27 protein-coding genes are annotated in these 23,470 nt (G+C 69.3%); 21 read left to right on the forward strand and 6 right to left on the reverse strand.

Features of this window, described 5'->3' with window-relative positions; all coding sequences use genetic code 11:
• Positions 1-5: 5 nt before the first annotated feature.
• Entirely contained in the window at positions 6-782 is a 777-nt protein-coding gene (locus MKCMC460_RS10630) for an alpha/beta hydrolase (protein WP_236976608.1), read from the reverse strand.
• A 28-nt stretch (positions 783-810) separates the two neighbouring features.
• Positions 811-1,212 (reverse strand): hypothetical protein, encoded by a 402-nt coding sequence (locus MKCMC460_RS10635; RefSeq protein ID WP_236976607.1) that lies wholly within the window; start codon positions 1,210-1,212, stop codon positions 811-813.
• Between the two features lie 204 nt (positions 1,213-1,416).
• Between MKCMC460_RS10635 and ffh the strand changes: the two genes are divergently transcribed.
• From ffh to MKCMC460_RS10655, 4 genes are read left to right on the forward strand one after another with little or no spacing between them, the layout of a single operon-like run.
• Positions 1,417-2,973: a signal recognition particle protein gene (gene ffh / locus MKCMC460_RS10640; RefSeq protein WP_238305682.1), complete on the forward strand. Its 1,557-nt coding sequence runs from the start codon at positions 1,417-1,419 to the stop codon at positions 2,971-2,973.
• Positions 2,933-4,057: an amidohydrolase family protein gene (locus tag MKCMC460_RS10645; protein WP_236984263.1), complete on the forward strand. Its 1,125-nt coding sequence runs from the start codon at positions 2,933-2,935 to the stop codon at positions 4,055-4,057. Before ffh ends, MKCMC460_RS10645 begins: the two co-directional genes overlap by 41 nt.
• Before the next feature lie 39 nt (positions 4,058-4,096).
• Positions 4,097-5,917, forward strand: a complete 1,821-nt coding sequence (locus tag MKCMC460_RS10650; RefSeq protein ID WP_238305683.1) for an amidohydrolase family protein — start codon at positions 4,097-4,099, stop codon at positions 5,915-5,917.
• 1 nt (position 5,918) lies between these two features.
• The gene (locus MKCMC460_RS10655; protein ID WP_236976605.1) at positions 5,919-6,518 is read left to right on the forward strand and encodes a TetR/AcrR family transcriptional regulator; all 600 of its coding nucleotides are present in this window, start codon (positions 5,919-5,921) and stop codon (positions 6,516-6,518) included.
• On the opposite strand, the gene MKCMC460_RS10660 is transcribed toward MKCMC460_RS10655, so the two are convergent.
• On the reverse strand, positions 6,515-7,390 hold the full coding sequence (locus MKCMC460_RS10660; protein WP_236976604.1) for a D-alanyl-D-alanine carboxypeptidase family protein: 876 nt from the start codon (positions 7,388-7,390) through the stop codon (positions 6,515-6,517). The two genes, MKCMC460_RS10655 and MKCMC460_RS10660, sit on opposite strands and share 4 nt — an antisense overlap.
• A gap of 71 nt (positions 7,391-7,461) precedes the next feature.
• On the opposite strand from MKCMC460_RS10660, the gene MKCMC460_RS10665 reads away from it, so the two are divergent.
• From MKCMC460_RS10665 to trmD, 6 genes are all read left to right on the forward strand, one after another.
• Positions 7,462-7,881, forward strand: coding sequence for a nuclear transport factor 2 family protein (locus tag MKCMC460_RS10665; RefSeq protein WP_236976603.1), 420 nt, complete (start codon positions 7,462-7,464; stop codon positions 7,879-7,881).
• Between the two features lie 32 nt (positions 7,882-7,913).
• Complete coding sequence (locus tag MKCMC460_RS10670) at positions 7,914-8,210, forward strand: hypothetical protein (RefSeq protein ID WP_236976602.1); 297 nt, start codon at positions 7,914-7,916, stop codon at positions 8,208-8,210.
• A 243-nt stretch (positions 8,211-8,453) separates the two neighbouring features.
• Entirely contained in the window at positions 8,454-8,951 is a 498-nt protein-coding gene (gene rpsP, locus MKCMC460_RS10675) for a 30S ribosomal protein S16 (RefSeq protein ID WP_236976599.1), read from the forward strand.
• Positions 8,952-8,959: 8 nt separating this feature from the next.
• Entirely contained in the window at positions 8,960-9,202 is a 243-nt protein-coding gene (locus MKCMC460_RS10680; RefSeq protein ID WP_036354608.1) for an RNA-binding protein, read from the forward strand.
• Positions 9,203-9,209: 7 nt separating this feature from the next.
• On the forward strand, positions 9,210-9,734 hold the full coding sequence (rimM, locus tag MKCMC460_RS10685; protein ID WP_236976596.1) for a ribosome maturation factor RimM: 525 nt from the start codon (positions 9,210-9,212) through the stop codon (positions 9,732-9,734).
• A 13-nt stretch (positions 9,735-9,747) separates the two neighbouring features.
• Complete coding sequence (gene trmD / locus MKCMC460_RS10690) at positions 9,748-10,434, forward strand: tRNA (guanosine(37)-N1)-methyltransferase TrmD (RefSeq protein WP_236976594.1); 687 nt, start codon at positions 9,748-9,750, stop codon at positions 10,432-10,434.
• A gap of 4 nt (positions 10,435-10,438) precedes the next feature.
• Here trmD and MKCMC460_RS10695 read toward each other — a convergent pair whose 3' ends face one another.
• A complete protein-coding gene (locus MKCMC460_RS10695) occupies positions 10,439-11,392 on the reverse strand; it encodes a hypothetical protein (protein ID WP_236976592.1) in 954 nt (317 codons plus the stop codon).
• A 318-nt stretch (positions 11,393-11,710) separates the two neighbouring features.
• Between MKCMC460_RS10695 and rplS the strand changes: the two genes are divergently transcribed.
• From rplS to MKCMC460_RS10715, 4 genes are all read left to right on the forward strand, one after another.
• Complete coding sequence (gene rplS, locus MKCMC460_RS10700) at positions 11,711-12,052, forward strand: 50S ribosomal protein L19 (RefSeq protein ID WP_236976590.1); 342 nt, start codon at positions 11,711-11,713, stop codon at positions 12,050-12,052.
• Positions 12,053-12,133: 81 nt separating this feature from the next.
• Positions 12,134-12,985, forward strand: a complete 852-nt coding sequence (lepB, locus tag MKCMC460_RS10705) for a signal peptidase I (protein WP_238305684.1) — start codon at positions 12,134-12,136, stop codon at positions 12,983-12,985.
• A 13-nt stretch (positions 12,986-12,998) separates the two neighbouring features.
• A complete protein-coding gene (locus MKCMC460_RS10710) occupies positions 12,999-13,760 on the forward strand; it encodes a ribonuclease HII (protein ID WP_236976588.1) in 762 nt (253 codons plus the stop codon).
• Positions 13,757-14,062: a DUF2469 domain-containing protein gene (locus MKCMC460_RS10715; protein WP_012393608.1), complete on the forward strand. Its 306-nt coding sequence runs from the start codon at positions 13,757-13,759 to the stop codon at positions 14,060-14,062. The genes MKCMC460_RS10710 and MKCMC460_RS10715 overlap by 4 nt, the downstream gene beginning before the upstream one ends.
• Before the next feature lie 12 nt (positions 14,063-14,074).
• Here MKCMC460_RS10715 and MKCMC460_RS10720 read toward each other — a convergent pair whose 3' ends face one another.
• Both MKCMC460_RS10720 and MKCMC460_RS10725 read right to left on the reverse strand, forming a co-directional pair.
• Positions 14,075-14,872: an ANTAR domain-containing protein gene (locus MKCMC460_RS10720; protein WP_370653105.1), complete on the reverse strand. Its 798-nt coding sequence runs from the start codon at positions 14,870-14,872 to the stop codon at positions 14,075-14,077.
• Positions 14,873-14,877: 5 nt separating this feature from the next.
• Complete coding sequence (locus MKCMC460_RS10725) at positions 14,878-16,233, reverse strand: wax ester/triacylglycerol synthase family O-acyltransferase (protein ID WP_236976584.1); 1,356 nt, start codon at positions 16,231-16,233, stop codon at positions 14,878-14,880.
• Positions 16,234-16,369: 136 nt separating this feature from the next.
• Here MKCMC460_RS10725 and MKCMC460_RS10730 point away from each other — a divergent pair, with 136 nt between their 5' ends.
• The 7 genes from MKCMC460_RS10730 (at position 16,370) to MKCMC460_RS10760 (ending at position 23,466) form a co-directional block, all read left to right on the forward strand.
• Positions 16,370-17,380, forward strand: coding sequence for an NAD-dependent epimerase/dehydratase family protein (locus MKCMC460_RS10730; RefSeq protein WP_236976582.1), 1,011 nt, complete (start codon positions 16,370-16,372; stop codon positions 17,378-17,380).
• 34 nt (positions 17,381-17,414) lie between these two features.
• Positions 17,415-18,239, forward strand: a complete 825-nt coding sequence (gene fdhD / locus MKCMC460_RS10735) for a formate dehydrogenase accessory sulfurtransferase FdhD (RefSeq protein ID WP_236976580.1) — start codon at positions 17,415-17,417, stop codon at positions 18,237-18,239.
• A 111-nt stretch (positions 18,240-18,350) separates the two neighbouring features.
• Positions 18,351-18,719, forward strand: coding sequence for a YraN family protein (locus tag MKCMC460_RS10740; RefSeq protein ID WP_236976578.1), 369 nt, complete (start codon positions 18,351-18,353; stop codon positions 18,717-18,719).
• Positions 18,719-20,230, forward strand: coding sequence for a YifB family Mg chelatase-like AAA ATPase (locus MKCMC460_RS10745; RefSeq protein WP_238305685.1), 1,512 nt, complete (start codon positions 18,719-18,721; stop codon positions 20,228-20,230). The genes MKCMC460_RS10740 and MKCMC460_RS10745 overlap by 1 nt, the downstream gene beginning before the upstream one ends.
• Positions 20,227-21,372 (forward strand): DNA-processing protein DprA, encoded by a 1,146-nt coding sequence (gene dprA / locus MKCMC460_RS10750; protein WP_236976576.1) that lies wholly within the window; start codon positions 20,227-20,229, stop codon positions 21,370-21,372. The genes MKCMC460_RS10745 and dprA overlap by 4 nt, the downstream gene beginning before the upstream one ends.
• A gap of 34 nt (positions 21,373-21,406) precedes the next feature.
• Positions 21,407-22,258: a siderophore-interacting protein gene (locus MKCMC460_RS10755; protein WP_236976574.1), complete on the forward strand. Its 852-nt coding sequence runs from the start codon at positions 21,407-21,409 to the stop codon at positions 22,256-22,258.
• A gap of 47 nt (positions 22,259-22,305) precedes the next feature.
• Complete coding sequence (locus MKCMC460_RS10760; protein WP_236976572.1) at positions 22,306-23,466, forward strand: alpha-hydroxy-acid oxidizing protein; 1,161 nt, start codon at positions 22,306-22,308, stop codon at positions 23,464-23,466.
• The last annotated feature ends 4 nt before the right edge of the window (positions 23,467-23,470 follow it).

The following is a 23,470-nucleotide window of genomic DNA, read 5'->3' on the forward strand; positions in this document are numbered from 1 at the left end:
TCAGCTTAGCGCGGCGCGTCGCGAGATTCGAGCCAAGACCGGATACGTGCGGCGACGTCGGGCCACCCGGGTTCGAGCATCATGTTGTGGCCCATGTCGAAGAATTCCGGCTCGGTCCGGTAGGCGCGCGCGGTGGCCCGGACGTCCCCGGTGCTGACGAAGCCGTCGTGCTCGGCGCCGAGCACCAGCATCGGCGTCGTAATCAGCTTGGTCTTGACGCCACGAATCATCGGGTCGACGGCCGCCGCGCGCAGGCTCTCGGGTCCGGCTTGCGATCGGCACGATTCGACGATCGCCGCTGGCGTCTGGGCACAGAACAGGTAGTCGCGCGCCAGTTGCGGGGTGTCGACGAATTCCAGCAGTGTGCCACCGGTGAAGCCCCGGATCGCGATCAGCGGGTGCTTGCGCCAGACGCGCGTGGCCAGCCGCAGATAGCCCTTCGGCGGCACCGACCCCACCAGCACCGCCCCCGGCGCGCGATGGGTCTCCAGGTAGCGCTGCACGGTGAAACCGCCCAGGGAGTGCCCGATCAGTACCGGCTGGCCACCGAGGATGTCCACGGCCGTCCCGACGTCGTCGATGTAGTCGGCCATCGAGCAGCGGTTCAGTGGCTTGGCGGTGGCGCTGGCGCCGTGTCCGCGCAAGCTCATCGCCACGGCCCGGTAGCCCGCATCGGCGAAGTAGTTCAGAAAATTCTCCCAGCACCACGCGCCGTGCCAGCCGCCGTGCACGAACAGCAGCGGCTGGGCGTCCGGGGAGCCTTTCTCGATCATCTCCAGCATCAGGGTGCGTCCGTTTCCCTTCCCTTTATCAATCGCTTGCCGGTCCGTCGTTCTTTTCCAGTCCGTCGTTGCCGTCGCAGAAGATGCAGGGATCGCCGCGCTCGCTGCCGTAATCGGCGTACTGCGCGACGGTGCCGACGACGGCTGCTGCGGTGGCGGGATCGAGCGCCGGCTCGTCGGCGAGCCTGTCGGCCCACTTCAGCGAGCCGATGCCGGCGATCAACGGGGCCGGATGGTCGGGATCGCCGGTGACGTCGCCGACGGCGGTCCCGTCGATGAACAGCGTGTAGAGGTCGTGTGCGGGAAAGTCGTAGTTGACTCGCAGCACCCACCACTGCCCAGATTGTCGCGCCGCATACGGGAAGTACCGGTACCCCGTCCGCATCCAGCGAGGCCGCGCGTGCAGGTCGACCCCGGACGTGTCCGGCATCTGCGAATGATAAATCCGGCTGCTTGCTGGCGGTGACGAAACAGCGGCGCGCAATGCCGGGAATCTGCAACCGGGGCGCTGGGCTGTCGCGGACGATCGCGGCCGTAAAACCGTGTAACCCGGCCGGCGCTGGGTGCTGCGAGTTCGCGACGGCAGATCGCGCCCGGCGGCGCCGGACCCACGGCAGCCATTAGGCTGGCCCACGTGTTTGAATCGCTGTCCGACCGGTTGACCGGTGCCCTGGCGGGGCTGCGCGGCAAGGGCCGCCTCACCGACGCCGATATCGAGGCCACCACCCGCGAAATCCGGCTCGCGCTGCTGGAAGCCGACGTCTCGCTGCCCGTGGTGCGGGCGTTCGTCGCCCGTATCAAGGAACGCGCCCGCGGTCACGAGGTGTCCGGCGCGCTAAACCCCGCGCAGCAGGTGGTCAAGATCGTCAACGAGGAGCTGATCGGCATCCTCGGCGGGCAGACCCGCGAGCTGCACTACGCCAAGAACCCGCCGACGGTGATCATGCTCGCCGGCCTACAGGGCTCCGGCAAGACGACGCTGGCCGGCAAGCTCGCCTACCGGCTCAAGAACCAGGGGCACACGCCGCTGCTGGTGGCCTGTGACCTGCAGCGGCCGGCCGCGGTCAACCAGCTGCAGGTCGTTGGGCAGCGCGCCGGAGTACCGGTGTTCGCGCCGCACCCCGGCGCCTCACCAGAGTCCGGCCCGGGCGACCCGGTCGCCGTCGCGGCCGCCGGCATCGCCGAGGCCAAGGCCAAGCACTTCGACTTCGTCATCGTCGACACCGCGGGGCGCCTGGGCATCGACGAGGAGCTGATGGCGCAGGCCGCCGCCATCCGCGACGCCGTCGACCCCGACGAAGTGCTGTTCGTCCTGGACGCGATGATCGGCCAGGACGCGGTCGCCACCGCCCAGGCGTTCGGCGACGGCGTCGGCTTCACCGGCGTGGTACTGACCAAGCTGGACGGCGACGCCCGCGGTGGCGCCGCGCTGTCGGTGCGTGAAGTCACCGGTGTGCCAATCCTTTTCGCCTCCACCGGGGAGAAGTTCGAAGACTTCGACGTCTTCCACCCGGACCGGATGGCCAGCCGCATTTTGGGCATGGGCGACGTGCTGAGCCTGATCGAACAGGCCGAGCAGGTCTTCGACGCCCAGCAGGCCGAGGCGGCCGCCGCCAAGATCGGGGCCGGCGAGCTCACCCTGGAGGACTTCCTCGAGCAGATGCTCGCGGTGCGCAAGATGGGCCCGATCGGCAACCTGCTGGGCATGCTGCCCGGTGGCGCGCAGATGAAGGACGCGCTGGCCGAGGTCGACGACAAGTCGCTGGACCGGATCCAGGCCATCATCCGCGGCATGACCCCGCAGGAGCGCGCCGACCCGAAGATCATCAACGCCTCCCGCCGGTTGCGCATCGCCAACGGCTCCGGCGTCACCGTCTCCGAGGTCAACCAGCTGGTGGACCGCTTCTTCGAGGCCCGCAAGATGATGTCGTCGATGCTCGGCGGCATGGGCATCCCCGGGATGGGCCGCAAGTCGGCGACGCGGAAGTCCAAGAGCGCCAAGGGAAAGAAGGGCAAGAAGGGGGCGCGCGGCCCGACGCCGCCGAAGGTCAGGAGTCCGTTCGGCGCCGGGATGCCGGGCATGCCGGCGGGCTTCCCGGATCTGTCCCAGATGCCGGAGGGCCTCAACGAATTGCCGCCCGGCCTGGCCGATTTCGACCTGTCCAAGCTCAAGTTCCCCGGGCAGAAATAGCCGCGCCGTGCGTTTGCACGTGCGCGGGCTGAGCCTGCCCGGTGAGGTCGCCACCGACCTGTGGATCGTCGATGGCCGCCTCAGCACCGAACCGGTGGCGGGCGCCGACACCGTCTTCGACACGGGCTGGATTCTGCCCGGGCTGGTCGACGCGCACTGTCACGTCGGGCTCGGTAAGGACGGCGGCGTCGAACTCGACGAGGCGATCGCCCAGGCCGAGGCCGAACGGGAGGCCGGCGCGCTGCTGCTGCGGGACTGCGGCTCGCCGATCGACACCCGTAGCCTCGACCACCATGCGGACCTGCCCCGGATCATCCGCGCCGGACGGCACCTGGCCAGGCCCAAGCGCTACATCCCCGGGTTGGCCGCGGACCTCGAGGACGAGTCGCAACTTCCGGATGCGGTGGCCGAGCAGGCTCGCCGCGGCGACGGCTGGGTCAAGCTGGTCGGCGACTGGATCGATCGGGGGATAGGCGATCTCGCGCCGCTGTGGTCCGACGACGTCCTCAAGGCCGCCATCGACGCCGCGCACGCCAACGGTGCCCGGGTCACCGCCCACGTCTTCGGCGAGGACGCGCTGCCCGGCCTGATCAAGGCGGGCATCGACTGCATCGAGCACGGCACCGGGCTGACCGACGACACCATCGCACTCATGGTCGAGCACGGCACCGCGCTGGTGCCCACGCTGATCAACGTGGAGAACTTCCCGGGCATCGCCGACGCGGCGACGCGTTACCCGACCTACGCGGCGCACATGCGCGACCTGTACGAGCGCGCCTATCCGCGGGTGGCGGCGGCGCATGAGGCCGGGGTGCCGGTGTACGCCGGCACGGATGCCGGCGGCATGATCGCGCATGGGCGGATCGCCGACGAGGTCGAAGCCCTCAAGGGCATTGGCATGACCGGCGACGAAGCGCTGGGCGCGGCGTGCTGGGACGCCAGGCGGTGGCTGGGCCGGCCGGGTCTGGACCATGGGGCGTCGGCTGACCTGTTGTGCTACGCCGAGGACCCGCGGCGCGGACCGGCGGTGCTGAACCGTCCCGACCTGGTGATTTTGCGCGGGAGGGTGTTCCGACCCGGCTGACCTCCGGGCCAGATGAAAGATTGCGAGTGATCGCTATCTATGTTAGGTTCACGGTCAGCCCGCGACCCTGGAGGACCTGTGACCTACGACGTGATCATCCGCGACGGACTGTGGTTCGACGGCACCGGCGCCCAACCGCAGACCCGCACCCTGGGCATCCGGGACGGGGTGGTGGCCACCGTCTCGGCCAGCCCGCTCGATGAGACCGGCTGCCCCGAGGTCATCGACGCGGCCGGCAAGTGGATCGCGCCCGGCTTCATCGACGTGCACACCCACTACGACGCCGAGATCCTGCTCGACCCGGGGTTGCGCGAGTCGGTTCGGCACGGCGTCACCACGCTGCTGCTGGGCAACTGCTCGCTGTCGACGGTCTACGCCGACTCGCAGGACGCCGCCGACCTGTTCAGCCGGGTCGAGGCGGTGCCGCGCAACTTCGTGCTCGGCGCACTCGAAGACAACCGCACCTGGTCCACACCGCAGGAGTACATCGAGGCCATCGACGCACTGCCACTCGGCCCGAATATCAGCTCGATGCTTGGTCATTCGGACCTGCGCACCGCGGTGCTGGGCCTCGACCGCGCCACCGACGCCGCGGTGCGTCCCAGCGACGCCGAGCTGGAAAAGATGGCGCGACTACTCGACGACGCACTGGAAGCCGGAATGCTGGGCATGTCCGGCATGGACGCGCCGATCGACAAGCTCGACGGGGAGCGCTTCCGCTCGCGCGCGCTGCCGTCGACCTTCGCGACCTGGCGCGAACGCCGGCGGCTGATCGAGGTGCTGCGCAAGCGTGGCCGGATCCTGCAGAGCGCCCCCAACGTCAACAGCCCGCTGTCCCCCCTCATGTTCTTCCTCACCAGTAGTCGAATCCTGAACCGCCGCAAGGGTGTTCGAATGAGCATGCTGGTATCGGCGGACGCCAAGTCGATGCCGTTGGCAGTACACGTGTTCGGGCGCGGCACCCGCCTGCTGAACAAGGTGCTCGCATCCAGTGTGCGGTTCCAGCACCTGCCGGTTCCGTTCGAGTTGTATTCCGACGGAATCGATCTGCCGGTGTTCGAGGAGTTCGGTGCGGGCACGGCGGCCCTGCACCTGCGTGACCAGCTGCAGCGCAACGAACTGCTGGCCGACGAGGCGTACCGCCGCCGCTTCCGGCGCCAATTCGACCGCAAGAAGCTCGGCCCGTCTTTGTGGCACCGCGATTTCCACGACGCGGTTATCGTGGAGTGCCCGGATAAGTCGTTGGTAGGCAAGAGCTTTGGTGCCATCGCCGACGAGCGTGGGCTGCACCCGCTGGACGCGTTCCTGGACATCCTGGTCGAGAACGGCGAGCGCAACGTGCGCTGGACCACCACCGTCGCCAACCACCGGCCCAAGCTGCTGGACAAACTGGCCGCCGACCCGAGCGTGCACATGGGCTTCTCCGACGCCGGGGCGCACCTGCGCAATATGGCCTTCTACAACTTCGCTCTGCGACTGCTCAAGCGGACCCGGGACGCTGAACGGGCAGGCGCCCCGTTCCTGAGCGTGCAGCGGGCGATCTACCGGCTGACCGCCGAGGTGGCCGAGTGGTTCGGCATCGACGCCGGCACGCTGCGCGAGGGTGACCGGGCAGACTTCGTGGTGATCGACCCCGCGCACCTAGACGACTCGGTGGACAGCTACAACGAAGCCGCGGTGCCCTTCTACGGCGGGCTGCGCCGCATGGTCAACCGCAACGACGCCACGGTGGTCGCCACCGGGGTGGGCGGTGTCGTGGTCTTCCGCGGCGGCGAGTTCCGCGACGGCTACGGTTCGACCGTGAAGTCCGGCCGTTACCTGCGCGCGGGTGCCCGGCACGCCGTGAGCGTGCCGGCCTGAGATGGCCAGGACCCAGCAGCAGCGCCGCGAGGAGACTGTCGGGCGGCTCCTGCAGGCCTGCATCGACACCATCGTCGAGGTCGGCTACGCGCGGGCTTCGGCGGCGGTGATCACCAAGCGCGCCGGGGTGTCGGTGGGCGCGCTGTTCCGCCACTTCGACACCATGGGCGACTTCATGGCCGCCACCGCGTCCGAGGTGTTGCGCCGTCAGATCGAGACGTTCACCAAGCAGGTCGCCGAGATACCCGCCGACCGGCCCGCGCTGCAGTCGGCGCTGACGATTCTGCGGGACATCACCGCCGGCCCGGCCAACGCCGTGCTCTACGAGCTGCTGATCGCCGCCCGTACCGATGAGAAGCTGAAAGTCACTCTGCAACACGAGCTTTGGCAATACCGGTCGAAGATGTACGACGCCGCGCGGGAGATGCCCGGGGCGGATTCGTTCCCCGACGACACATTCCCGGTCGTGGTGGCGTTGCTGACCAATGTCTTCGACGGTGCCGCCGTGGTGGAAGGCGTACTGCCGCAGCCCGAGATCGCCGAGCGGCGCATTCCGGTGCTGGCCGGATTGCTGGGCGCGGCGTGGCCGCGCGATTCCTAGAGCGAGCCGATACCCGGCTGCGAACCCTGCGCGAAACCCCAGTCGAACAAGTTGCCCGCCTGGTCCCAGTACGTCGGGCCACCCGCCCTGACCAGGCCGTACATCATCGAGATCACCAGCCGCCGGCCGCCTCGGGCAGCCGCTCCCACGAACGTCTTGCGGGCGGCGTCGGTGAAGCCGGTCTTGCCGCCGATCGCACCCGGATAGCGGGACAGCAACTCGTCCTGGTTGAGGATCGGTTGATCGCCGTTGTCGCCGGGAAACATCGCCGACGGCTCGGCGGTGATGTGGGCGAACGTCGGGTTGGCCATCGCCGCGCGGAAGATGACCGCAAGGTCGTGCGCCGTCGACGCACCGGGGCCGTCGGGCCCGTCCAGTCCGGACGGGGTCGACGCGTGGGTGTTGTTCGCGCCCAGCGAGGCGGCCTTGGCGTTCATCTTGCTCACCGCGGCGCCCTGGCCGCCCAGCATGTGGGCCAGGGTGTTGGCGGCGTCGTTGCCCGACACCAGCAGCAGGCCGTCCAGCAGTTGGCGCGCGGTGTAGCTGCGGCCCGCCTTGACCCCGACGCAGTTACATTCGACGGCGGTGTCGGCGGCGTCGGCGACCACCGAGGAATTCAGGTCCAGCTCGTCGAGCACCACCAGCGCCAGCAACACCTTGATGGTGCTCGCGGGCGGATGCGCGACGTTCTGGTCACGGCCGGCCAGCACCTGTCCGGTGTCCATGTCGGCGACGATCCAGGTCTGCGCCGGGCCGTCCGGGACCGGCACCGATCCCGCCGCCTGCTGCACATCGGTGTCGGCTGCCGCGCCGGGCGCCGCGACCAGCGGGATCGTGAGCAGCGCGGCGGCTGCGGCGATGAGCTTTCGCATGGGCGCAGAGTTTAACGCCGCAGCCTGCGGGTCGGCTATTCCGCGATACCGCTGCGGTGTTGAATCGAGGCATGTTGAGCCTGGCAGAGATTTCCGACCGCCTCGAGATCCAGCAGCTGCTCGTCGACTATTCGACCGCGATCGACCAGCGCCGGTTCGATGACCTGGACCAGATCTTCACCCCGGACGCCTTCATCGACTACACGGCGCTGGGCGGCATCGCCGGTCAGTATCCCGACGTCAAGAAGTGGCTGTCGGAGGTGCTGCCGAACTTCCCGGTGTACGCGCACATGCTGGGCAACTTCTCGGTCCGCGTCGACGGCGACACGGCATCCTCGCGGGTGATCTGCTTCAACCCGATGGTGCTCGGCGGCGACAAGGAACAGATCCTGTTCTGCGGGCTCTGGTACGACGACGAGTTCGTGCGTACCGCGGCCGGCTGGCGGATGACCCGCCGGGTGGAGACCAAGACCTTCCAGAAAGTCATGTAGACCAGCGGCGACCGGCGGTAGCGTGGACGCTCATGAAGCACCGCATCGCCGGGGCGGCCGCGGCTGCCGTGCTGATGGCCGGCGGGCTCATCGCCGTGGCACCGCCGGCGCACGCCGGCTGCGTGTACGGCGGACCCGGCATCCTCGGCAAGTGCGACGGGCCTGTTCAGCCCGATGGCACCTGGCAACGTTGCGTGGCCTTCGCCAAGTGGGTGCCCAACGGGGCCAGTTCCTATGTGATGCCCGATCAGCACTGCGACGTGATGGGTCCGGATCAGCGCCCGGGCGATCCCGCGTTCGCCGACCCGCCGGCACATATCGACGACTGAGCGCCGGGTGGCTTTTCCCCTCGCGAGCGGCCCCATATGTACGGTAAAACGCCCCCACAACCGCCATTTCGAGGCCTGTGGCGTAAGGGCGAATTTCGTTCGCCGGGCCTCGATCTGGCACAATGGGCCGCTGTCCGGCCCGCGATCACGATCGCCCGTCGGTCACACACGCGAGGCAAAACCGGACCCGGGCATCCCGCCCCGGTCGCTGAATTGCAGCGTGACACACACAGGAGTTCCACTATGGCTGTCAAGATCAAGCTCACCCGGCTTGGCAAAATCCGCAATCCCCAGTACCGCATCGCCGTCGCCGACGCGCGCACCCGCCGCGACGGCCGCTCCATCGAGGTCATCGGCCGCTACCACCCCAAGGAAGACCCGAGCCTGATCGAGATCGACTCCGAGCGCGCGCAGTACTGGCTGTCGGTGGGCGCCCAGCCCACCGAGCCCGTCCTCAAGCTGCTCAAGATCACCGGCGACTGGCAGAAATTCAAGGGCCTGCCCGGCGCCGAGGGCCGCCTGAAGGTCAAGCCGGCCAAGCCCAGCAAGCTCGAACTGTTCAACGCCGCGCTGGCTGCCGCCGACGGCGGCCCCACCACCGAGGCCACCAAGCCGAAGAAGAAGGCGGCACCGAAGAAGGCGGCCAAGGGCGACTCCGAAGAGGCCGCCGCCGAGGCCACCCAGGCCGCTGAGCCCGCTGCCGAGGCCGCCGCAAGCGGCGCCGAGTCGACCGAAAGCTGACGGGCACCATGAGCACCGTTGTGGTCGACGCCGTCGAGCACTTGGTCCGGGGCATCGTCGACAATCCCGACGACGTGCGGGTCGACCTGGTGACCAGCCGCCGCGGCCGGACCGTCGAGGTACACGTGCACCCCGACGACCTGGGCAAGGTCATCGGTCGCGGGGGACGCACCGCCACCGCGCTGCGCACCCTGGTCGCCGGCATCGGCGGCCGCGGTATCCGCGTCGACGTGGTGGACACCGACCAGTAACGCTCGCATGGAGCTGATCGTCGGGCGGGTGGCCAAGGCCCACGGCATCGCCGGCGAACTCGTCGTCGACATCCGCACCGACGACCCCGACGCCCGGTTCGCGCCGGGCGCCACGTTGCGCGCGCGCAAGCCGCGCGACGGGAGCCCGGCGCGCAGCTACGTTGTCGAGGGCGTCCGCCCGCACGGCGCCCGGCTGCTGGTCCGGCTGACCGGCGTGACCGACCGGGACGGCGCCGACGCACTGCGCGGCGCCCTGTTCGTGATCGACTCCGACGAGCTGCCCCCGATCGACGAGCCGGACACCTATTACGACCACCAGTTGGAAGGACTTAGGGTATCGACCACGGCGGGCCGGCAGGTCGGCGTCGTCACCGAGGTGCTGCACACTCCGGGCGGGGAGTTGCTGGCCGTCAAGGGCGACTCCGGCGAGGTACTGGTGCCGTTCGTCGGCGCAATCGTCACCTCGGTGTCGCTGGACGACGGCACCCTGCTGATCGAGCCACCCGACGGTCTGTTGGATCTGGACGGTTAGCCGTGCGCAGCCCATGAAGATAGACGTGATCACGATCTTCCCGGCTTTTCTGGATCCGTTGCGACAATCGTTGCCGGGCAAGGCGATTGCCTCCGGTCTGGTCGATTTGCAGGTGCACGACCTGCGGCGGTGGACGCACGACGTGCACCACTCGGTGGACGACACGCCCTACGGGGGCGGTCCGGGCATGGTGATGCGGGCACCGGTGTGGGGCGACGCGCTCGACGAGATCTGTTCGGCCAAAACATTATTGGTGGTTCCGACGCCGGCGGGCCGGCTGTTCGACCAGGCCACCGCGCGACGCTGGAGCGCCGAAGGTCACCTGGTGTTCGCCTGCGGCCGCTACGAGGGCATCGACCAGCGGGTGATCGAGGACTCGGCGCGCCGGATGCGCGTCGAGGAGGTGTCGATCGGCGACTACGTGTTGCCCGGCGGCGAGTCCGCGGCGGTGGTGATGATCGAGGCGGTGTTGCGGCTGCTGACCGGTGTGCTGGGCAATCCCGCGTCACACCAACATGATTCGCATTCACCGGCCCTGGACGGATTGCTGGAGGGGCCGAGTTACACGCGGCCGGCGAGCTGGCGTGGCCTGGACGTCCCGCAGGTCCTGTTGTCGGGTGACCACGCGAAGATCGCTGCGTGGCGCCGCGAGGTGTCGCTGCAGCGCACCCGGGAACGCCGCCCGGAGCTGCTGCAGTAACAGCTCAGATGCGGCCGGTGGGGAAGATGGTCCGCACGGCCTGGGTGATGGTCTCGCGCGCGGTCGCGTCGTCGGAGGGCTGCAGCGACTCGATGACCATGATGTAGCGGCGGTCGGCGCCGATCACGCCGGTGGACAGGTGCATCCAGTCAGCCCCGATGCAGCACATCCAACCCTGTTTGACCGCAACGGGTTCGGCGTAGAGCCCCTCGGGGATGCCGAACCGCTGCGGGTAGCCGTCGATCCCGGTGGGGGTGGACTGCGCCAGGTCGTCGACGATCAGGCGGGAACGATCGCGGGGAAGACCACCCGATCCGTCGAGCAGCCCCTCGTAGTAGTGGATCAGGTCTTCGGCTGAGCTGATGGTGTTCCACCACCGCCCGTCGCTGGGGGGCGCGGTCGAGGTCAGCCCGTACCGGCCGGCGACCCGCGTGATGATCGCGTCGCCGCCGTCCTCACCCCAGAATCGCTCGGCGGCGCCGTCGTCGGACGACTGCAGCATCACGTCGAGGGCCTGATGGTCGTCGGCGGACAGCACGGCCTGACCCTCGGCCTCCCGCAGCAGCAGTTCGTCGGCGATGAACAGTTTCGCCACCGATGCGGTGGCGATGATCTGGTTGTTGCCGTTGGAGACCAGTTGGTGGGTGGCGCGGTCCAGGATGGCCACCGCCAGTGTCGCGCCGGCCGCCGCGGCCTGCTCGGTGGCCCGCTGGACCCGCTCCTGCACTCCGGCCAGGCTGCTGACCTGCCGAGTCGGTACGGGCATCGGGGCGCCGTTCGGCGTGATCGACCGGAGTAGCAACTCGACCAGCTGCGGCTGCGGCTGTTGCTGCTGCTCGGCGGGCCGCTGCTCGGCGGGGTTGGTGGCCTTGGCGTGCACCGTCGCCTCGCAACCCGCGACCACCGCCATCGCCACGGCGGCCACCGCGGAGAGCATGGTCAGCGGTCGGGCTCGCATCGGCTCTCCTTCCGGCATCCGGTTCGGCGCTGGGCAGGCCGCGGCCTGTTGGGTGCGGGGGCGGTTCGAACCCCGTTCATATGTACCACTTGCAGGCGGTTTAGGGCGGGCGTGAACCACCACAGATTCCTGTGATTTTCGCTGCACGCGGACCATCTGGCACAATTGAGCGGTTGTCTCCAGCGGTCGTTGGCCGGCTTCCTGCCTGCCGCCTGTTGCGAGATGCGACTCTTGAGCCCGTACCCATCGGCTTGGTGACCGCCGCACAGTCCTGTGCGGGGGTTATCGGACCGCGAACCTTGAGGAAGTGTCTTTCCAATGAACAGGCTGGACTTCGTCGACCAGGCGTCGCTGCGCGACGACATCCCCGCCTTCAACCCGGGCGACACGATCAACGTGCACGTCAAGGTTATCGAGGGCGCCAAGGAACGCATCCAGGTGTTCAAGGGTGTGGTGATCCGCCGGTCCGGTGGTGGCGTCCGCGAGACGTTCACCGTGCGCAAGGAGAGCTACGGCGTCGGCGTCGAGCGGACCTTCCCGGTGCACTCGCCGAACATCGACCACATCGAGGTGGTGACCCGTGGCGATGTGCGCCGCGCCAAGCTCTACTACCTGCGTGAACTCCGTGGCAAGAAGGCCAAGATCAAGGAGAAGCGCTGATCCCGGAGCGGGTGCGGGCGCGCCGTGCGGCCCGCGTGGCCGTGTCGCATACGCAACCCGTGAGCTGGCTACGCTGATCTCGTGACTGACACCGAAGACTCTCCGTCGGAAGACTCTTCTGCGGAGGTTTCTGCTGCGGAGGCTGCTCAGTCGGAGCCGACTGCGGCCCGCGACGCTGACACACCGGCCGAGGATCCCAAACCGGAGCCGGAGCAGGCCAAGAAGCGCTCGGCGACGCGGGAACTGGCCTGGCTGGCCGTCATCGCGATCGGGATCTACTACGTCATGCTGACGTACGTCGCGCGCCCCTACCTGATCCCGTCGGAGTCGATGGAGAGCACCCTGCACGGCTGCCCCACCTGTGTGGGCGACCGCATTCTGGTCGACAAACTGACCTACCGGTTCAGCTCACCCGAGCCCGGTGACGTCGTCGTGTTCAAGGGGCCGCCGTCGTGGAACACCGGGTACAAGTCGATCCGCTCGCACAACACCGTGGTGCGCTGGATCCAGAACGCGCTGTCGTTTCTGGGATTTGTGCCTCCCGACGAGAACGACCTGGTCAAGCGCGTTATTGCGGTCGGTGGACAGACCGTGCAGTGCCGGGCCGACACCGGGCTGACGGTCAACGGCAAACGGTTGCAGGAGCCTTACCTGGACCCCAACGTCATCAAGGTCGACCAGACCGCCTACCCGCCGGCCTGCCTGGGCAACGAGTTCGGCCCCGTCACGGTGCCGGCCGGACGCCTGTGGGTGATGGGCGACAACCGGACCCACTCGGCGGACTCCCGCGCGCACTGCCCGATGCGCTGCACGGGGGACTCGACGGCCGGGACGGTGCCGGTCGCCAACGTCATCGGCAAGGCCCGGTTCATCGTGTGGCCGCCGTCGCGATGGGGTGGTGTGGGTTCGGTGAACCCCCAGCAGGGTCAGTGATCGTGGCCTCGATATGAACCGGGCTGCGAACCGGTCCTGGCCGCCGCGCACGGTGATCCGCAAGTCCGCCGGTCTGCGCACGCTGGAGTCCGCCCTGTACCGCAACGGCCTGGGCCCGGTGGCCGGGGTGGACGAGGTGGGCCGCGGCGCGTGCGCCGGGCCACTGGTGGTGGCGGCCTGCGTGCTCGGCCCGGGCCGGTTGGAAAGCCTTGCCGCCCTTGATGATTCGAAGAAGTTGACGGAGAAGGTGCGGGAACAGTTGTTCCCGGTGATCCGTCGCTACGCGCTGGCCTACCACGTGGTGTTCATCTCCTCGACCGAGGTGGATCGCCGTGGCGTGCACGTGGCCAACATCGAGGGCATGCGGCGCGCGGTGGCCGGCCTGTCGGTGCGGCCCGGATATGTGCTGAGCGACGGATTCCGGGTGCCCGGCCTGGCGGTCCCGTCCCTGCCGGTGATCAGTGGCGACGCCGCGGCGGCCTGTATCGCCGCGGCCAGTGTGCTGGCCAAGGTCAGCCGGGACCGGTTGATGGTCGCCATGGACGCCGAGCATCCCGGCTACGGCTTCGCCGAGCACAAGGGATACAGCACGCCCGCACACAGCCGCGCCCTGGCCGAGTTGGGTCCGTGCCCGCAGCACCGCTACTCGTTCATCAACGTGCGGAGGCTGGCGAACGGGACGCTGGTCGGGTCCGGAGGTCCGGGCGCGCGCGTCGATTACGAGTGCGGAAAGATGGGGCAAAGGTTCGAGGATGAAGGACGTCTGAGCAGATGAGCGCTGAGGATCTCGAGAAGTACGAAACCGAGATGGAGCTCTCGCTGTACCGCGAATACAAAGACATCGTCGGTCAGTTCAGCTACGTCGTGGAAACCGAGCGCCGGTTCTACCTGGCCAACAGCGTCGAGATGGTGCCCCGCAACGCCGACGGCGAGGTGTACTTCGAGCTGCGCCTGGCCGATGCCTGGGTGTGGGACATGTACCGTCCGGCCCGGTTCGTCAAGCAGGTGCGGGTGGTGACGTTCAAGGACGTCAACATCGAGGAAGTGGAGAAGCCCGAACTGCGGCTGCCCGAGTAGCCGCCGCGTCGGCTAGGAACTCTCCTCGGAGGTTTCCAGCACGCCCCTGGTGTCGATGACGCGGCGGGCCACGTCGGCGAGCTTGATGTTGAGGCTCTGCGAGTGGCGCCGCAGCAGATCGAACGCCTCGTCCTCGGTCATCTCGTGCAGCATCATCAGCATGCCGACCGCTTTGCCGATCTCGCGGTTGCTCAACAGCCCCCGCCGCAGGCTGGATGCGTCCTCGCCGTGCGCGATCGCGTTGATGGCCACGCTGGCGAAGGACGCCAGCACCGCCGCCCGCCCTGCGGATTCGGAGTCGAACACGTTGGGTTGCTCGCTGAACAGGTTCAGCGCGGCGCCCTTGCGTTTGTCGATCAGCAGCCGGAACCCCATCGCCCCGCGCACCGGGGTGTCGGCGAGCAGCTTGGCGGCGAACTTCGGCCACTGCGTCGGGGTGCGCAGGTCGGATTCGATCTGGGGCGTCTCTTCCTCGATTGCGTCGATGCACGGGCCGTCGCCGGCGCGACGTTCCAGCTCGTCGACGCGGTGGGCCAGGCTACTGCTGGCACCCACGGTGACATACCGGTCACCGCGTTTGATCATCAGGCTGGCGTGATCACACCCCGGGACCACCAGGGTCGCGGCCACACAGATCGCGGCGTACATCTGGTTGGCGTCCGAGCCCTGGTAGATGATCTCGGCCAGGGCGGCGAACACCGTCGCCGGATCGGCGGTGAGTGGGCCCGGAGACGGGTTCTCGGGTTCGTTGGCCACGTCGTTGCCTCCCTTCGGCGCTGCGTTCTGGCCGTACCTTAGTCCGGCCGTCATCGCGGTCACACACCGACGGCGCGTTCGAGATCTTTCAGCGACGTGTCCAGATGGCTGAGCATGCGTTGCAGGTGGGGCACGCTTCCCCGGGCCCCGACCAAGCCGAAATCGAGATTATCGGCGTTGTTGGTCACCGTGATGTTCATCGCCTGCCCGTCCAGGGTGATCGACAACGGGTAGTTGCCGACCATCTGCGCGCCCCGCCAATACATTTTCTCTTTGGATCCCGGCACGTTGGAGATCACGATGTTGAACGGTGGCGGCGCGGTGCGGATGAATCCCGGGATCAGCCCCAGGAACAGCCCGCCGGTCAGGAAAGCGGACAACGCCAGCTGCTGAACCTGCGGGAGTTGGTTGAACAACTGCTTCTGTTCGGTCATCGACGAGTTGATCCCGCGAAGACGCTGGCCCGCGTCCTCGACGTCGGTGTTGAGGTTGCACAACACGGTCCCCACCGAGTTGCCGCTGCCTTCGGTGCCCTCTTTGCGCAGACTCACCGGAACCATCGCGATCAGCGGCGCGTCCGGCAGCGCGTTCTGCTCAATCAGGTAGGTGCGCAATGCGCCCGCGGACATCGCCAGCACGACGTCGTTGAAGCTGACGTCCGCGGCCTTCTTCACCTCGAAGATGCGTTCCAGCGGCCACGACTGCGCCGCTATGCGCCTGGCCCCGCCGATCCGGACATTGAACATGGACTTGGGCGCCCGGAACGGGAAGGTGAGCTGTTGTTCGAGCAGCGCCGCGCGTGCCAAGGACAACGTCGACGGAGCCAAGCCCGCCGCCGACCCGAGCGCGCTGGTCAGCGACCGCAGCGCCGAGGAGTCGCCATCCCGGTCCGGCTTGTGCCGCGGTTTGAGCTCCCACGGCACCCGGATTTCGTCGTCGTTCGGGTCGGCGGTGAACGCGCGCTGCATCAGGCGCATCGCGGAGACACCATCCATCAGCGAGTGGTGAAACTTGGTGTAGACCGCGTAGCGCCCGTCGCTGAGGCCCTCCACCAGGTGCGCTTCCCACAGCGGGCGGTGCCGGTCAAGGAGGCTGCCATGCCAGCGTGAGCAGACTTCGAGCAGCTCACGCACCCGGCCCGGGCGTGGCAGCGCCGACCGGCGGAAGTGATAATCCAGTTCGACGTCACGGTCGATCGCCCAGGCGAGGTTGGTCACCGGACCCACGAACGCCGGGTGCTTGCGGAACGTCGGCTGGATGTCGGTACGGCTGAGCATCGACTCGTACGCCTCGGTCACGAAGTCCTCGTCGGCGCCCTCGGGTGGCTGGAACAGTTGCAAGCTGCCCACGTGCATCGGGTGCTCACGGGATTCACCTAGCAGAAACATCGAGTCGGCAGGCGCGATCAACTTCATGTACTTACCCCTCTGCCCGAAATCAGACCCGCAAATGGCCGCGGTAGTAATAGCCAACTGTGGCGTCTCGCACACATTTGGTGACTTATCTCGTCGAAGCGTTTGGTAGTCGCCGGCGTCGGGAAGCTGACCGGGGGTGGGGCTAACTGTCGCGGTCACCGGGCCGACGGGCGAGATCGGGATCTCGGCCGTCACCGCCCTGGAACGCGAACCGGCCGTCGAGCGGATTCTCGGGATGGCCCGGCGGCCGTTCGATCCGCTGCGACAGGGTTGGGCCAAAACGGTGTATCGGCGCGGCGACATCCTGGACCGCGGCACGGTCGAGGGTTTGGTGGCTCACGCCGACGTGGTGATCCACCTGGCCTTTACCCATGCCGATTCGCCCGAGGACAGCGAACGGGCCAACCTGCAGGGGACCCGCAACGTCTTTGAGGCCGCGGTCGCCGCGGCGGCATCCTCGGAGCGTGCGCGTCGGCTGGTCTACGTCTCTTCGGCCGATGCCTACGGCTACCGCGCGGGCAACCCCGCGCTGCTGACCGAGGACGTGCCGGCGCGCGGTTCCGGCGGCCACCATTATTCGACGCAGAAGTCGTTGTCGGAGGCGGTGCTCGCCGAGGTGACTGCCGGGTCCGGGCTGCAGGTGTTCGTGCTGCGCCCGTGTATCGTCGCCGGTCCGGCCGCTCCGGCGCTGGCCGCGGCGATGCCCTGGAACCAGCTGCCCGCCCCGCTGCGCGCGGTGTCGCGGCTGGTGCCTGCGCTCAAGCCGGTGGTGTGCGATTCGGGACTTCCGCTGCAACTGGTGCATCACGACGATGTCGCCTCGGCCATTGCGCTGGCCGCGGTCAGTCCCGCACCGCCCGGGGCTTACAACATCGCCGGCAACGGGGTGGTGACGGTCAGCGACGTCGCGGTGGCGCTGGGCGGGCGGCCGGTCAGGATGCCCGCGGCCGCCGCCACGGCTGCCTCGGCCATCGCGCATCTGCCGTACGTGCCGTCCCTGCTGCACTGGCTGCACGTCACCCGGACTTCGGTGGTGGTGGACACCACCCGGGCCAAGCGGCACCTGGGCTGGCGTCCGACATACACCTCCGCGGAGACCCTGGCGGCGCTGGCGGCCGGGGGTGTGCCGCCACGCCCGGTAATCTGACGGCCGTGATAACCGCGCCAGCCGAACGGCTCCTGTGGGGCACGTAACGGCGCGCCGCCGGGTCCGGCATCTGGCCGCCGACCACGCCGGCGACCGGCCCGAGGCCCTGGCCGTCGAGGAGCCGCTGGAAATCCGGGTCAACGGTGCGCCGGTCATGGTGACCATGCGAACGCCGGGCTCGGATATCGAACTGGCGCAAGGGTTTCTGCTCACCGAGGGGGTCATCGTCCGGCGGGCCGACGTGCAGACCATTCGCTACTGCGAGGGCCGCGACACCGACGGGGTCAACAACTACAACGTGCTCGACGTGACGTTGGCGCCCGGCGTCGCGCCGCCGAGTCTGGATGTGACCCGCAACTTCTACACCACGTCGTCGTGCGGGGTCTGCGGCAAGGCGTCGCTGGACGCGGTCCGGCTGCTCAGTCTCTACGCGCCCGGCGACGACCCGGTCACCGTGGGCGTCGCCGTCCTGCAAGCGCTGCCGGACCAAATGCGGAGCGCGCAAAAGGTTTTCGCGGCTACCGGCGGGTTGCACGCGGCCGGGTTGTTCGGAGCGGACGGGACCATGCTGGCCGTGCGCGAGGACATCGGTCGGCACAACGCGGTCGACAAGGTGATCGGCTGGGCGCTGGAACACGAGCAGGTTCCGCTGACCGGCTCGGTGCTGCTGGTCAGCGGTCGGGCCTCGTTCGAGCTGACCCAGAAGGCGTTGATGGCCGGGATCCCGGTGCTGGCCGCCGTGTCGGCGCCGTCGTCGCTGGCCGTGTCGCTGGCCGAGGAGTCGGGGATCACCCTGGTGGGGTTCCTGCGCGAGGACTCGATGAACGTCTACGCCCGCGTGGACCGGGTCACGCGCTGACCCGCCGCGGGCCTGTGGATGAAGCATTGACTGGGGATAACCAACCGCCGGCCAGGCCATTCGGGGCGCAGCCGCGCCGCCGGTGTCGGGGCGGGCTGGCAGCTTGGCTGCATGACGACGTTGACGCGGGCCCAGCTGGGGGCGCTGGGCGAACAACTGGCTGTTGACCATCTGAGCTCGCTCGGCTTGGCGATCCTGCACCGCAACTGGCGCTGCCGCTACGGTGAACTCGATGTGATCGCCTGCGACACATCAAGTCGCACTGCGATTTTCGTGGAGGTCAAGACACGCACCGGCGACGGCTTCGGCGGCGTGGAGCAGGCCGTTACCGAGGCGAAGGTGCGTCGGCTGCGCCGGCTGGCCGGGCTGTGGCTGGCCGGTCAGGACGAAAGCTGGGCGGCACTGCGCATCGACGTGATCGGGGTGCGGATCGGGCGGCGCCCGGTCCCCGAACTCACCCACCTCAAGAGCGTCGGCTGATGGCGCTCGGGCGTGCGTTCTCGGTGGCCATCCAGGGACTCGACGGGCACCTCGTGGAGATCGAAGCGGACATCACCTCGGGGCTGCCCGGAGTGCATCTGGTGGGTCTGCCCGACGCGGCGCTGCAGGAGTCGCGCGACCGGGTCCGCGCCGCCGTCACCAACAGCGGCGACAGCTGGCCGATGTCGCGGCTGACCCTGGCGCTGTCTCCGGCCACGCTGCCGAAGGTCGGGTCGGTCTACGACATCGCGCTGGCGGCCGCGGTGCTCTCGGCGCAGCGCAAGAAGCCCTGGCACCGGTTGGAAAAGACCGTCCTGTTGGGGGAGTTGTCCCTGGACGGGCGGGTGCGGCCGGTGCGCGGGGTGCTGCCCGCGGTGCTGGCGGCCAAGCGTGAGGGGTGGCCCCTGGTCGTCGTCCCGACCGCCAACCTCGCCGAGGCCGGTCTGGTCGACGGCATCGACGTCGCCGGTGTGCGCACCCTGGGGCAGCTGCGGAACTGGCTGGACGGCTCCGTCCGGCTGGACGAGCCGGGCCCTACCGCGGACGCCGTGGCCGAGCCGGTGGTGGACATGGCCGACATCGTCGGGCAGTCGCAGGCCCGCTACGCCGTCGAGGTCGCCGCGGCCGGGGCACACCACCTGTTGCTGACCGGGCCGCCTGGGGTCGGCAAAACCATGCTGGCGCAACGTCTTCCGGGGTTGCTGCCGCCGCTGACGCACAGCGAGGCGCTGGAGGTCACCGCGGTCCATTCGGTGGCGGGTCTGCTGTCCGCAGACACGCCGCTGATCACCCGCCCGCCGTTCGTGGCGCCGCACCACAGCTCCAGCGTGGCCGCACTGATCGGCGGCGGGACGGGTATCGCCCGCCCCGGCGCGGTCAGCCGGGCCCACCGCGGGGTGCTGTTCCTCGACGAATGCGCCGAAATCGGCGGGCACACGCTGGATGCGCTGCGCACCACCCTGGAGGACGGCGAGATCCGCCTGGCCCGCCGCGACGGGGTGGCGTGTTACCCGGCCCGGTTCCAGCTGGTGATGGCGGCGAACCTGTGTCCGTGTGCCCCGGCCGACCCGCAGGATTGTGCGTGTCCCGCCGCGGTGCGGCGGCGCTACCTGAGCAAGCTGTCGGGTCCGCTGCTGGACCGGGTCGACCTACGGGTGCAGATGCACGTGGTGCGGGCCGGTGCGTTCGCGGTGGCGGACGGCGAGTCCACCGCGCAGGTGCGCCACCGGGTGGCCCAGGCCCGGCAGGCCGCGGCCCAACGCTGGGGACCGTACGGCTTCAGCACCAACGGCGAAGTCAGCGGCGCCCTGTTGCGGCGCAGGTTCCGCCTCGGCGCCGCCGCGATGGAACCGCTGCGCAAAGCCGTGGAGCGCGGCATCCTCAGCATCCGCGGGCTCGATCGCACGCTGCGGGTCGCCTGGACGGTGAGCGACCTGGCCGGCCGCACCTCCCCAGGGGTCGCGGAAGTCGCTGCGGCACTGAGCTTTCGGCAGTCGGGAGCGGCACGATGAGCGCCGCCGACCGGCGACTGGCGTGGGCCTACCTGTCGCGGGTAGCCGAGCCGCCCTGCGCGGAACTGGCCGCGCTGGTGGACGCGGTGGGGCCGCAGGAGGCCGCCGACCGCATCCGGGGCGGTGCGGTCGACGACGATCTGGCCCGCCACACCGAGGCGCGCCGCCGCATCGAGCAGGCCGAGGCCGATCTGCGGCTCCTGGACAGCCGTGGCGGGAGATTGATCACCCCCGACGACGCGGAGTGGCCGGTGCTGGCCTTCGCCGCTTTCGGCAACACCGCGGTGCGCCCGCGCGGCGGGCCGCCGCCGGTGTTGTGGGCGCTGGGCCCGGCCAGGCTGGACGAGGTGTCCTACCGGTCGGCTGCCATCGTCGGCACCCGGGCCGCCACCAGCTACGGCGAGCACGTCGCGGCGGACCTGGCGGCGGGGCTGGCCGAACGTGACGTCGCGGTGGTCTCCGGCGGGGCCTTCGGCATCGACGGCGCGGCACATCGGGCGACGCTGGCGGCGGACGGGACCACCATGGCGGTGCTGGCCGGCGGAATCGACGTCCCCTACCCGGCCGGGCATTCCTCGTTGCTGCACCGAATCGGCCGGACCGGCCTTTTGGTCACCGAATATCCGCCGGGGGTGCGGCCGGCCCGGCACCGGTTTCTGACCCGCAACCGGCTGGTGGCCGCGGTGGCCGGCGCGGTGGTGGTGGTCGAGGCGGGCCTGCGCAGCGGCGCCGCCAACACCGCGGCCTGGGCGCGGGCACTGGGCCGGGTGGTGGCCGCGGTGCCCGGACCGGTGACCTCGTCGGCGTCGGCGGGGTGTCACGTGCTGCTGCGCGACGGCGCCGAATTGGTCACGCGTGCCGACGACGTCGTCGAACTCGTCGGGCACATCGGCGAACTGGCCGAGGACGAGCTGCGACCCGCTACCGCGCTGGACGGGCTCGGCGACGCCGAGCGGCGGGTACATGACGCGTTGCCGGGTCGCGGCGCCGCCACCGTCGACGAGATCGCCGTCGCGTCCGGGCTGGCGCCCGAGCAGGTGCTGGGGCCGCTGGCGTTGTTGGAAGTAGGCGGGCTGGTGGAGTGTGAGGACGGGTGCTGGCGCATCGCTCGACGCCGTAGTGAACGACCACGGCTCGTATAGTCGAGTGGGATCGGGGTTCTGACAGGAGGATTCAGTGGCAGGTCGGCCTCTGCAGGCGTTCAAGGTGGTCGGTACCGAGCAGCTCACGCCGCACATGATCAGGGTGGTGCTGGGTAGCGACAACTTCGACACCTTCGTCCCCAGCAAGTTCACCGACTCCTACGTCAAGTTGGTGTTCGTCGCCGACGGCATCGACGTCGCGGCGCTGCCGGAGCCGCTGACGCTGGACAGCTTCGCCGAACTGCCGCCCGAGCAGCGGCCCGCGGTGCGCACCCTGACCGTTCGCCGCGTCGACGAGCAGGCCGGGCAGATCACCCTGGATATCGCCATCCATGGCGAGCACGGCGTGGCCGGCCCGTGGGCCGCGTCGGCCCAACCGGGCCAACCGGTCTACCTGATGGGACCCGGCGGCGCCTACACCCCCGACCCGGCCGCCGACTGGCACCTGCTGGCCGGCGACGAGTCGGCGATCCCGGCCATCGCAGCGGCCCTCGAGGCACTGCCCGACACCGCGGTCGGCAAGGTGTTCATCGAGGTCGCCGGACCCGAGGACGAGATACCGCTGCGCGCCCCGGAGTCGGTCGAGGTGAACTGGGTGTACCGGGGTGGCCGTGCCGACCTGGTGCCCGAAGACCGGGCCGGTGATCACGCGCCGCTGATCGAGGCGGTCACCACCGCATTCTGGCTACCCGGCCAGGTGCAGGTGTTCATCCACGGCGAGGCCCAGGCCGTCATGCACAACCTGCGGCCCTACATCCGCAAGGAGCGCGGCGTCCCCGCCCAGTGGGCGTCGTCGATCTCGGGTTACTGGCGCCGCGGCCGCACCGAAGAGTCGTTCCGGCAGTGGAAGAAGGAACTCGCCGACCAGGAGGCCGGGTCCCGGTAGTGCCGGGCTGAGATCGGCGACGCCGTTCTGAATGCCATTCTGAACGCATGGCATTCGCGGATTACCAATTCGAGATCTACCTGCAGGGCCTATCCGGGGTGACGCCGGAGCTGCCGATGGCCTACGCGGAGCTGGAGGCGCGGGCCGCGACGGCGATGCCGCCCTCGGTGTGGTCTTACGTCGTCGGCGGCGCCGGTGACGAACGCACCCAGCGGGCCAACCGCGATGCCTTCGACCGCTGGGGCCTGATGCCGCGCATGTTCGTCGGCGCCGCCGACCGCGACCTGTCGGTGGAGCTGTTCGGGCTGAAGCTGCCCTCGCCGCTGTTCATGGCCCCGATCGGGGTGATCGGGCTGTGCGCCCAGGACGGACACGGCGACCTGGCCACCGCCCGCGCGGCGGCACGTACCGGTGTCCCGATGATGGTCTCCACGCTGACCGCCGATCCGCTGGAGGACGTCGCCGCGCAATTCGGGGACACCCCCGGGTTCTTCCAGCTCTACACACCCAAGGACCGCGACCTGGCGGCCAGCCTGGTGGGGCGCGCCGAAGCGGCCGGCTACAAAGCGATCGTCGTCACCCTGGACACCTGGATCCCCGGCTGGCGCCCTCGTGACCTGAGCACCGCCAACTTCCCGCAGCTGCGCGGCCACTGCCTGAGCAACTACACCAGCGACCCGGTCTTCCGGGCAGGCCTTGCCAAACCGCCTGAAGAAGACCCGCAGGCCGCCGTGCTGCGCTGGGTGCAGCTGTTCGGTGCCCCGTTGACCTGGGCCGACCTGCCCTGGCTGCGCTCGCTGACCGATCTGCCGCTGCTCATCAAGGGCATCTGCCACCCCGACGACGCCCGGCGCGCCAGAGACGGCGGCGTCGACGGCATCTACTGCTCCACCCACGGCGGGCGGCAGGCCAACGGCGGCCTGCCCGCCCTGGACTGTCTGCCGGGGGTGGTGGAGGCGGCCGACGGGCTGCCGGTGCTGTTCGACTCCGGCATCCGCAGCGGCGCCGACGTGGTCAAGGCGCTGGCCCTGGGCGCGACCGCGGTCGGTGTCGGCCGCCCCTATGCCTACGGCCTGGCGCTGGGCGGCGTGGGCGGCGTCGTGCACGTGCTGCGCATGCTGCTGGCCGAGGCCGACCTGATCATGGCAGTCGACGGCTATCCGGCGCGCAAAGATCTCACCCCGGACACACTGCGGCGCGTCACCTGAACCA

Origin of the sequence: Mycobacterium sp. 20KCMC460 (assembly GCF_022179425.1) — a bacterium.
Taxonomy (GTDB): domain Bacteria; phylum Actinomycetota; class Actinomycetes; order Mycobacteriales; family Mycobacteriaceae; genus Mycobacterium; species Mycobacterium kiyosense.